General features: G+C 37.6%; 11 protein-coding genes. 10 read left to right on the top strand and 1 reads right to left on the bottom strand.

The annotated features are described in order from the left end of the window. Positions 1-1,078 (top strand): LPXTG cell wall anchor domain-containing protein (locus tag E7C97_RS08060; protein ID WP_316108806.1); only part of this gene is annotated, 1,078 nt, incomplete at its 5' end. A 349-nt stretch (positions 1,079-1,427) separates the two neighbouring features. Here E7C97_RS08060 and ald read toward each other — a convergent pair. Beyond that, positions 1,428-2,540: an alanine dehydrogenase gene (gene ald / locus E7C97_RS08065; RefSeq protein ID WP_316108808.1), complete on the bottom strand. Its 1,113-nt coding sequence runs from the start codon at positions 2,538-2,540 to the stop codon at positions 1,428-1,430. A 168-nt stretch (positions 2,541-2,708) separates the two neighbouring features. Here ald and E7C97_RS08070 point away from each other — a divergent pair, with 168 nt between their 5' ends. The 9 genes from E7C97_RS08070 (at position 2,709) to E7C97_RS08110 (ending at position 10,154) form a co-directional block, all read left to right on the top strand. Then, complete coding sequence (locus tag E7C97_RS08070) at positions 2,709-3,278, top strand: GNAT family N-acetyltransferase (RefSeq protein WP_316108809.1); 570 nt, start codon at positions 2,709-2,711, stop codon at positions 3,276-3,278. Between the two features lie 66 nt (positions 3,279-3,344). After that, entirely contained in the window at positions 3,345-3,986 is a 642-nt protein-coding gene (locus tag E7C97_RS08075) for a helix-hairpin-helix domain-containing protein (RefSeq protein ID WP_316108811.1), read from the top strand. Next, the gene (locus E7C97_RS08080; RefSeq protein ID WP_316108813.1) at positions 3,970-6,189 is read left to right on the top strand and encodes a ComEC/Rec2 family competence protein; all 2,220 of its coding nucleotides are present in this window, start codon (positions 3,970-3,972) and stop codon (positions 6,187-6,189) included. Before E7C97_RS08075 ends, E7C97_RS08080 begins: the two co-directional genes overlap by 17 nt. Before the next feature lie 125 nt (positions 6,190-6,314). Beyond that, on the top strand, positions 6,315-7,601 hold the full coding sequence (locus E7C97_RS08085) for a U32 family peptidase (protein WP_049503610.1): 1,287 nt from the start codon (positions 6,315-6,317) through the stop codon (positions 7,599-7,601). Positions 7,602-7,614: 13 nt separating this feature from the next. Further along, positions 7,615-7,926 (top strand): CHY zinc finger protein, encoded by a 312-nt coding sequence (locus tag E7C97_RS08090; RefSeq protein WP_049503612.1) that lies wholly within the window; start codon positions 7,615-7,617, stop codon positions 7,924-7,926. A gap of 229 nt (positions 7,927-8,155) precedes the next feature. Further along, positions 8,156-8,356 (top strand): F0F1 ATP synthase subunit C, encoded by a 201-nt coding sequence (locus E7C97_RS08095; RefSeq protein WP_001054551.1) that lies wholly within the window; start codon positions 8,156-8,158, stop codon positions 8,354-8,356. Between the two features lie 32 nt (positions 8,357-8,388). Beyond that, positions 8,389-9,105, top strand: coding sequence for a F0F1 ATP synthase subunit A (atpB, locus tag E7C97_RS08100; RefSeq protein WP_316108817.1), 717 nt, complete (start codon positions 8,389-8,391; stop codon positions 9,103-9,105). A gap of 18 nt (positions 9,106-9,123) precedes the next feature. Next, entirely contained in the window at positions 9,124-9,618 is a 495-nt protein-coding gene (gene atpF / locus E7C97_RS08105; protein ID WP_316108818.1) for a F0F1 ATP synthase subunit B, read from the top strand. Further along, positions 9,618-10,154 (top strand): F0F1 ATP synthase subunit delta, encoded by a 537-nt coding sequence (locus E7C97_RS08110; protein ID WP_049503614.1) that lies wholly within the window; start codon positions 9,618-9,620, stop codon positions 10,152-10,154. Before atpF ends, E7C97_RS08110 begins: the two co-directional genes overlap by 1 nt. Positions 10,155-10,238: the final 84 nt, after the last annotated feature.

Consider the following 10,238-nt stretch of genomic DNA (forward strand, 5'->3'; position numbering starts at 1 on the left):
TTTTAACATTAAGCTTAATGTTAAAGACGGTGACATCATGGACTGGGGAATGAAAGACTATAAAGCAAACGGATTTCCAGATAAGGTAACAGATATGGATGGAAATGTTTATCTTCAAACTGGCTATAGCGATTTGAATGCGAAAGCGGTTGGAGTACACTATCAATTTTTATATGATAATGTTAAACCAGAAGTAAACATTGATCCTAAGGGAAATACTAGTATCGAATATGCTGACGGAAAATCTGTAGTCTTTAATATCAATGATAAAAGAAATAATGGATTCGATGGTGAGATTCAAGACAAACATATTTATGTAAATGGAAAAGAATACAAATCATTTGATGATATTAAACAAATAGCAGATAAGACACTAAACATTAAGATTCTTGTAAAAGATTTTGCAAGAAATACAACCGTAAAAGAATTCATTTTAAACAAAGATACGGGAGAGGTGAGCGAATTAAAACCTCATACGGTGACTGTGACCATTCAAAATGGAAAAGAAATGAGTTCTAAGATAGTGTCGGAAGAAGATTTCATTTTACCTGTCTATAAGGGGGAATTAGAAAAAGGCTATCAATTTGATGGCTGGGAAATTTCTGGTGTCGAAGGGAAAAAAGATGCTGGTTATGCTATTAATCTATCAAAAGATACCCTTATAAAACCTGTATTCAAGAAAATAGAGGAGAAAAAGGAGGAGGAAAATAAACCTACTTTTGATGTATCCAAAAAGAAAGATAAGGTGCAAGTTAATCATAATCAATTAGATGAAAGTCACAGAAAAGAGGATTTACAAAGAGAAAATCATTCACACAAATCTGATTCAACTAAGGATGTTACAGCTCCAGTTCCTGATAAAAATGATAAAAACTTTGAAAATAAGAAGGAAGTTTATCTTAATGAACCAGAGAACATAGCTAATAAACATACTAATATTGATAGTAAATCAACTACTAATAATACTGATAGATTACCAAAAACCGGAACAGTTAGCGAAGTCTTCACGTCATTGGTTGCCGGAATAATGTTTACCTTAGGTGCATTTCTTGGATTAAAGAAAAAAGATCAAGATTAAGACAAAAGCTATAGAAAAATGGTTTGTGTACTGAGATTAGATAGTGTGATGATGAGACAATTTTGTGAAAATAGCCATTTATAACTCAATTATTTAGTTTGCTTTGATAGTGATACTCTTTTTGGATTTATTAATGGACTTAGTTTAGATAACTAATGAATTGATTGAAAGGATTAATATTGACAAATAGTGATCACATTGATTAGAAACTAGAGCCTATCAAAATTTAAATTATAAACCATGACATGAGAAAACGAGCATCTCCAAGAACGGAAATGCTCGTTTTTGAGATTTAGAAGCTAGTTTTTATGTAGCTTCTTATTTTTGTAGTTTTAATTTATAAATCATTTTAGACAAGTTCACTGATTGAAGTGAAGTCACGTTCCAAGCCTTCTGCAACAGGCTGACTGGTGAGGTATCCTTGATAGGTTGTCACACCTTCAAGCAAGCCTGCGTCTTCTAGGATAGCTTTCTTAAATCCTTTTCCTGCCAAGGCTTCGATATATGGAAGAGTCACATTAGTAAGGGCGATCGTAGATGTGCGAGCAACTGCTCCAGGAATGTTAGCAACGGCATAGTGAAGAACACCGTGTTTTTCATAGACTGGTTCATCGTGAGTTGTCACACGGTCAGCTGTTGCGATAACACCACCTTGGTCAACAGCAACGTCAACAATGACAGAACCAGGACGCATTTGTTGTACCATTTCATCGGTCACCAATTTTGGAGCTTTGGCACCAGGAATCAAGACAGCACCGATAACAACGTCTGCTTCACGCACACTTGCTTCAATATTAAATGGGTTAGACATGAGTGTTTGGATTTGGTGGCCAAAGACATCTTCTAGGACAGAGAGGCGTTTAGCACTGATATCAAGAATGGTTACTTGAGCTCCCAAACCTAGCGCAATGCGAGCTGCATGTGTACCAACAACACCACCACCGATGATGGTTACTTTTCCTTTTGGAACACCAGGGACACCACCGAGTAGAACTCCTGAACCACCAGCTTGTTTCGTCAAGAAGTGGGCTCCGATTTGGACTGCCATACGACCAGCAACCTCACTCATTGGAACCAATAGAGGGAGTTGCCCTTGAGTATCACGGACGGTCTCATAAGCAACACCAGTTGTTTTAGCTGCAAGCATAGCATCCGCCAATTCTGGAGCAGCTGCCATGTGTAAGTAGGTGAAGAGAAGTAAATCCTCACGCAAGAACTGGTACTCACTAGCAAGGGGTTCCTTGACTTTAACAACTAACTCTGCAGCCCATGCTTCAGCAGCAGTTGCGACAATTTCTGCTCCTTGCTTTTCATAGTCAGCATCAGCAAAACCAGATCCAAGTCCCGCATTTGTTTCAATGAGGACACGGTGACCACGACCAACAAGACTCTGTACACCAGCAGGTGTCAAAGCAACACGATTTTCATTATTTTTAATTTCCTTTGGAATTCCAATTAACATAGGATAACTCACTTTCTATTAAGCTGTTTCAATTTATGTATCACATCATTCGTCAGAGTTTTTGTGATGACTTTATTGTATATGAAACCGTTTTAAATTGCAAGAAAAACTTGTAAACCTATTTCTTTTATGTTATTCTTTTAGCAACCTATTTTCGGAGGTGTAATCATGGAATCACTATTTATCAAACTAGCTAAGCATCAAATTATCGAAACAGAACGCTTAGTACTTAGACCTGTAACACTTGATGATGCAGAAGCCATGTTTGAATATGCTTCAAACCAGGAAAATACGCGATTTACTTTTCCAACCAATCAAAGTCTAGAGGAAACTAAGAACAATATTGCCCAGTTTTATCTAGCCAATCCATTGGGCCGATGGGGAATTGAACTAAAAAGTACTGGAGAGTTTATCGGAACTATTGACCTGCACAAGATGGATACTGTTCTTAAGAAGGCAGCCATTGGTTACATTATCAATCAAAAATATTGGAATCAAGGTTTGACGACAGAAGCCAACAGAGCTGTAATTGAACTGGCTTTTGAAAAGATTGGGATGAATAAGTTGACGGCCCTTCACGATAAGGATAATCCTGCGTCAGGAAAGGTTATGGAGAAATCAGGCATGCACTTCTCCCACGAAGAACCATATGCTAGAATGGACTATAAAGAACCTGGACGAATTGTAACACGTGTACATTACATTTTAACCAAGGAAGATTATTTTGCAAATAAGTAAGCAGTTGAAAAGATTTTTCAGCTGTTTTTTTCTTTCTCTTACGAATAAGCTAAGAGAGGAGAAAATATGGAAGAACTTATTGAGAAAATTAAAGAGTATAAAATCATTGTCATCTGTGCTGGTTTGGGTTTAGTCTTGGGTGGATTTTTCCTCCTAAAACCAGTCGCTCAAACACCTGCTAAGGAAAGTAATTTGCAGACAGAAGTTACAACTGTTTCGAAGGATTCGTCGGATGAAAAGGAGGATGGGAATCAGAAGGAAGAAGCAGTGGAGCAAGATCTAATTACTGTTGATGTCAAGGGTGCTGTCAAAACGCCAGGGATTTATGATTTGCCAGTTGGAAGTCGTATCAATGATGCTGTCCAGAAAGCTGGTGGACTGACAGATAATGCCGATAGCAAGTCTATCAATCTAGCTCAGAGAATTAGTGACGAAGCACTGGTCTATGTTCCGACCAAGGAAGAAGCTACCAGTCAAGAATCACAATCAAATACCCCTAACAACAAGGAAAGTAAGAAAGTCAATCTTAATAAAGCTAGTTTAGAGGAACTGAAACAAGTCAAAGGCTTAGGTGCTAAACGTGCTCAGGATATCATCGACCATCGTGAGTCTAACGGTAAGTTTAAGTCAGTTGATGAGCTCAAAAAGGTTTCTGGTATTGGTGCAAAAACGATAGAAAAGTTAAAAGAATATGTTACAGTGGATTAGTCGCTTTCCAATTCCAAAAATCTATCTCAGTTTTCTTTTGCTATGGCTCTACTATGCTATCTTTTCAGCGAGTGTCTTAGCACTTTTGGGCTTTGTCTTTTTACTAGTCTGCCTCTTTTTCCAATTTCCATGGAAAACTGTGACCAAGGTCCTCTTGATTTGCAGCATATTTGGGAGTTGGTTTATTTTTCAAAAATGGCAGCAAGAAGAAGCCAGTCGGAATCTTGTAGACACGGTTGATACATTGAGAATATTACCGGATACCATCAAAGTAAATGGTGATAGCTTATCTTTTCGTGGCAAGGCTGACGGTAGACTCTTTCAGGTCTATTATAAACTTCAGTCAGAAGCTGAAAAGGAAAAATTTCAAGACTTATCTGAACTACATGAAATGGTTGTGAAAGGCAAGTTAGCTAGTCCTCAAGGAGCCAGTAATTTTGCGGGTTTCGATTATCGAAATTATCTCAAAACACAAGGAATTTATCAGACCTTGACTATATCCGAAATTGTGGAATTAAAGCAAATTTTCAGTTGGGGTATTGGAGAAAATCTATCAAGTTTGAGGAGAAAAGCAGTTGTCTGGATAAAAAGGAATTTTCCCGATCCCATGCGCAATTATATGACAGGTCTTTTATTGGGACATTTAGATACAGACTTTGAGGAAATGAATGAACTTTATTCCAGTCTAGGGATTATTCATCTTTTTGCTTTGTCTGGAATGCAGGTCGGATTTTTCATGAATGCTTTTAAAAAGTCACTCTTGCGATTGGGCTTGACACAAGAGAAGTTCAAATGGCTAGCTTATCCCTTTTCTTTGTTTTATGCAGGCTTGACAGGATTTTCAGCTTCAGTTATTCGTAGTCTTCTACAAAAGTTATTGGCTCAGCATGGCTTTAAGTCACTGGATAATTTTGCTTTGACGCTTCTTATTCTATTTTTAATCATGCCGAATTTTTTCTTAACTGCTGGGGGAGTTCTTTCCTGTGCTTATGCCTTTATCCTGACCATGACTGGTGAGGAAGTAGCAGGGATAAAAGGTCTGGTTAGAGAGAGTTGCATTATTTCCTTGGGAATTTTGCCAATTTTATCTTTCTACTTTTCTGAATTTCAACCGTGGTCCATTCTCTTGACCTTTGTCTTTTCATTCTTGTTTGACATGGTCCTATTGCCACTTTTATCGATTCTCTTCTGTCTGTCATGCATCTATCCTATTACCCAGTTTAACTTTCTCTTTGAATGGTTAGAAAACATCATACGCTATATTTCTCAGCTATCTACGAGGCCTCTTGTTTTTGGTCAGCCGAGTCTTTGGATTTTAATTTTTATTTTGATTACTTTAGCTCTCATCTACGACTATAGAAAGAACTTGAAAAAAATATCTATGCTTGGCATAGTTGCCATCTCATTCTTTTTAGTAACCAAGCATCCACTAGAAAATGAAATCACAGTCCTAGATATGGAACAGGGGCGAAGCATTTTCCTAAGAGACATGGCAGGAAAGACCATACTACTGGATGTTGGTGAAAAGCTAGCAGTTGAAAAGAAAGAAGTCTGGCAGGAGAAAGTCACCACTAGTAATGCCAAACGGAATTTAATCCCTTATCTGAAAAGTCGAGGAGTTGCAAAGATTGATCAACTTGTGCTAACGACTAGTGATACTAAGCAGTTAGATCATGTGTTAGAAATGAGTAAAGCCTTCGAGCTTGAAGAGATTCTAGTAACTGAAGAAACATTATCTAAAAGAGAATTTATGGATAAACTGAAGGAAACCAAAATCAAGGTAGCTGCTATTAAAACTGGGCAGCAGTTGTTTATTTTTGGGAGTAGTTTGGAAGCATTCACTAGCCAAAATAGCGATAAAAAGGATTCAATGGTCTTGTATGGAAAGTTACTAAACCAAACCTTTCTAGTTACTGGAAATTTAGAGGAGAAGTTCTTAACCAAGTCTTATCCGAAACTCCAAGCAGATGTAGTGATAACTCATCAGCAAGCATTGAAGAAAAAGACAGATATCGAAATCTTCAAAACTGTACACCCTAAAATCACGGTCATTTCAATAGACAAGAAAAAATCATTTAAACTTAAAAATGGGGAGAATAACCAAGAAGATAAAGAACTTGAGAATTTGGTATTAAAAACTGACAAAAAGGGTGCTATACGTTTTAAAGGCTGGACTACTTGGAATGTTGAAACTGTTCAATAACGTTTTCAGAGACAACTAAACATTAAAATTGTCTAAACAATCATTCAAGGCTTGATTTTGAATCCTGTTTACTATAAAATAGTTAAGATTGGTGTCAAACTTTTATATTGCAAATAGGAGAAAAAATGACAAAAACTTTGAAACGTCCTGAGGTTCTATCACCTGCAGGAACACTAGAAAAACTAAAAGTAGCTGTTCAATACGGAGCAGATGCTGTCTTTATTGGTGGTCAGGCCTATGGTCTACGTAGTCGTGCGGGAAACTTCACTTTCGAACAAATGGAAGAAGGAGTTCAGTTCGCGGCTAAGTATGGCGCTAAAGTTTATGTGGCTGCTAATATGGTTATGCACGAAGGAAATGAAGAAGGTGCCGGAGAATGGTTCCGTAAGTTACGTGATATTGGAATTGCAGCTGTTATCGTTTCTGACCCTGCCTTAATCATGATTGCAGCAACAGAAGCACCAGGACTTGAAATCCACCTTTCAACACAAGCTAGTGCGACCAACTATGAAACTCTTGAATTCTGGAAAGAACTTGGATTGACTCGCGTTGTTTTGGCGCGTGAGGTTTCCATGGAAGAACTGGCAGAAATCCGAAAACGTACAGATGTGGAAATCGAAGCATTCGTACATGGTGCGATGTGTATTTCCTACTCTGGTCGTTGTACGCTTTCTAACCATATGAGTATGCGTGACGCCAACCGTGGTGGATGTTCACAATCTTGCCGTTGGAAATATGACCTTTACGATATGCCATTTGGTAAAGAGCGTAAGAGTCTCAAGGGAGAAATTCCTGAAGAGTTCTCCATGTCTGCGGTTGATATGTCTATGATTGACCATATCCCAGATATGATTGAAAATGGTGTGGACAGTCTTAAAATTGAAGGTCGTATGAAGTCTATCCACTATGTTTCAACAGTGACAAACTGCTACAAGGCTGCCGTTGATGCCTACCTTGAAAGTCCTGAAAAGTTTGAAGCTATCAAGCAAGACTTGATTGATGAAATGTGGAAGGTAGCTCAACGTGAATTGGCTACAGGTTTCTATTACGGAACACCATCTGAAAACGAACAACTGTTCGGTGCTCGTCGTAAGATTCCAGAATACAAGTTTGTTGCTGAAGTAGTATCTTATGATGATGCAACGCAAACAGCAACTATTCGCCAACGTAACGTTATCAACGAAGGAGACCAAGTTGAGTTTTATGGCCCAGGTTTCCGCCATTTTGAAACTTATATCGAAGACCTTCATGATGCCAAAGGTAACAAGATTGACCGTGCACCAAATCCAATGGAACTTTTAACTATCAAGGTTCCACAACCAGTACAAGCAGGTGATATGGTCCGTGCTTTGAAAGAAGGTTTGATTAATCTTTACAAAGAAGATGGAACAAGCGTTACAGTTCGTGCCTAGATAAGGAAAGTCAATGGTTCAAGCTCATGGATTACTAGTAGATGATGAAAGCAGATGTGTTCATTACCATAGTGATAAAGATATCGTAGCGCTCCAGTGTAATGAGTGTAAGAAATACTATGCCTGTTATCAGTGTCACAATGAACTAGAGTCGCACACATTTTCTCCTTATCCTTTAAATCTAAAACAGGATAAACCTATCTTATGTGGTTCCTGTAAGAAGACCCTAACTTATGAGGAGTATAGAGAAAAGGGGAGCTGTCCTTATTGTGCAGCACTCTTTAATCCAGCTTGCCAGAGCCACCATTCAATTTATTTCAAATAAGAAACGATAAATCCAGGTTTTGAAACTTGGATTTTTCTTTTCAGAAAAATAGGAAAGATAAGAAAAATAATCTGAAAAGACATTAAAATTTTCTATATAATTGTCTTGAAAATCGTAAAAATAGAAATAAATGATTAGAAACGCTTTCAATGCTAGTAAAGAGTTGACAAAAGCAAATTTTAGGACTAAACTAGGGAAGTAAATTTAATTTAAAAAAGGAGAATTCGTCATGAATTTAACATTTTTCGGTCTATGTCTTGCCTGTATGGGTGTATCTCTTGCAGAAGGATTTTTGATGAACGGTTTGTTCAAATCTGCAGCACGCCAACCAGATATCATTCCACAATTGCGTAGTTTGATGATCATGGGGATTGCCTTTATCGAAGGAACTTTCTTTGTAACCTTGGCGATGTCATTCGTTATCAAATAGACAACTCTATTTAGAAATGGAGGTGTCAAACCATGGAAGAAAGTTTGAATCCAACCGTTAATATTGGACCAATATCCTTTGATTTGACCCTGCTTGCCATGTCTCTTGTAACTGTTTTGATGGTTTTTGCCTTTGTCTACTGGGCAAGTCGTAAAATGGCCATCCGTCCAAAGGGCAAACAGAATGCTCTTGAGATGATTTATGACTTTGTGATTGGTTTTACAAAACCAAACATTGGAGATTCATATATCAAGGATTATTCCTTGTTCTTGTTCTCTCTATTTCTGTTTATCTTGGTTGCCAACAATATTGGCTTAATGGCAAAAGTACAAACAACAAACGGTTATAACTTGTGGACTTCCCCAACAGCCAACCTTGGATACGATTTATCCCTCTCCTTATTGATCACTTTGATCGCCCATGTAGAAGGAATTCGTCGTAGAGGCGTTAAAGAATATTTGAGAGCATTTGTTACACCTGGCTTCATGACTCCGATGAACATTTTAGAAGAGTTCACCAATTTTGCTTCCTTGGCGATTCGGATCTACGGAAATATTTTTGCCGGTGAGGTCTTAGCTGGATTGCTATTAGCCTTGTCACAAAATGCTTTGTATTGGTATCCTTTTGCCTTTATCGCAAACATGTTATGGACAGCCTTCTCAATTTTCATTTCATGTATCCAGGCTTATGTATTTACCATGTTGTCATCTATGTACATTGGTAAAAAAATAAATGAAGGGGAAGAGTAAGTAGAGGAGGATTAGAAGATGGATTTAACTATTAGTACCATTATCGGTGACTTTATTCTTATCGCTGGTTCCTTCCTTTTATTGATCTTTTTAGTGAAAAAATATGCTTGGGGAAATATTTCCAGCATCTTAGATGAACGTGCTGAAAAGATTTCTTCAGATATTGATGGTGCCGAGGAAGCCCGTAAAAAGGCTGAGGAACTGGCTAACAAACGTGAAGCTGAGTTAGCGGGTAGCCGTACCGAAGCTAAAACGATTATCGAGAATGCAAAGGAAACAGCTGAAAAGAGCAAATCAGATATTCTGGCTGAAGCTAAGCTAGAAGCTGGTCGCTTGAAAGAAAAAGCTAACCAAGAAATTGCGCAAAATAAAGCTGAGGCTTTACAAAGCGTTAAAGGTGAGGTAGCAGATTTGACAGTTAGTCTAGCTGGAAAAATCATCTCACAAAACCTTGACGGTCATGCCCATAAAGAACTCATTGATCAGTATATTGATCAGCTAGGAGAAGCTTAATGGACAAAAAGACAGTAAAGGTAATTGAAAAATACAGCATGCCTTTTGTCCAATTGGTGATTGAAAAAGGAGAAGAAGATTCTATCTTCTCAGACTTGACCCAGATTAAGCAAGTCGCTGAAGAAACAGACTTGCCTTCTTTTTTGGCTCAGGTAGATGTTGATGAGTCTGACAAGGAAAAAACAGTCAGTTATTTCAAAGACTCTGCATCGCCATTATTACAAAACTTCATTCAAGTTCTGTTGTACAATCATCGATCAAATCTTTTTTATGATGTGATTGTAGATTGTTTAAACCGTCTTGAGAGAGAAACGAATCGTTTTGAAGTAACGATTCTATCTGCTCATCCCCTAACGGATGAACAGAAAGAACGTCTACTTCCTATTATAGAGAAAAAGATGTCTTTAAAAGTGCGTAGCATTAAAGAAGAAATCGACGATAGTTTAATTGGTGGTTTTGTTATTATCGCCAATCACAAGACAATTGATGTTAGTATTAAACAACAACTTAAAGTTGTTAAGGAAAATTTGAAATAGAAAGTGGTGTTCTTTTGGCAATTAACGCACAAGAAATCAGCGCTTTAATTAAGCAACAAATTGAAAATTTCAAACCCAATTTTG

Source organism: Streptococcus sp., from assembly GCF_032481935.1.
Lineage (GTDB): Bacteria > Bacillota > Bacilli > Lactobacillales > Streptococcaceae > Streptococcus.

Bases quoted from the DNA above. Each gene is read 5' to 3' on its own strand.
- ald (WP_316108808.1), bottom strand. From the start codon at position 2,540: ATGTTAATTGGAATTCCAAAGGAAATTAAAAATAATGAAAATCGTGTT.
- E7C97_RS08070 (WP_316108809.1), top strand. From the start codon at position 2,709: ATGGAATCACTATTTATCAAACTAGCTAAGCATCAAATTATCGAAACA.
- E7C97_RS08075 (WP_316108811.1), top strand. From the start codon at position 3,345: ATGGAAGAACTTATTGAGAAAATTAAAGAGTATAAAATCATTGTCATC.
- E7C97_RS08080 (WP_316108813.1), top strand. From the start codon at position 3,970: ATGTTACAGTGGATTAGTCGCTTTCCAATTCCAAAAATCTATCTCAGT.
- E7C97_RS08085 (WP_049503610.1), top strand. From the start codon at position 6,315: ATGACAAAAACTTTGAAACGTCCTGAGGTTCTATCACCTGCAGGAACA.
- E7C97_RS08090 (WP_049503612.1), top strand. From the start codon at position 7,615: ATGGTTCAAGCTCATGGATTACTAGTAGATGATGAAAGCAGATGTGTT.
- E7C97_RS08095 (WP_001054551.1), top strand. From the start codon at position 8,156: ATGAATTTAACATTTTTCGGTCTATGTCTTGCCTGTATGGGTGTATCT.
- atpB (WP_316108817.1), top strand. From the start codon at position 8,389: ATGGAAGAAAGTTTGAATCCAACCGTTAATATTGGACCAATATCCTTT.
- atpF (WP_316108818.1), top strand. From the start codon at position 9,124: ATGGATTTAACTATTAGTACCATTATCGGTGACTTTATTCTTATCGCT.
- E7C97_RS08110 (WP_049503614.1), top strand. From the start codon at position 9,618: ATGGACAAAAAGACAGTAAAGGTAATTGAAAAATACAGCATGCCTTTT.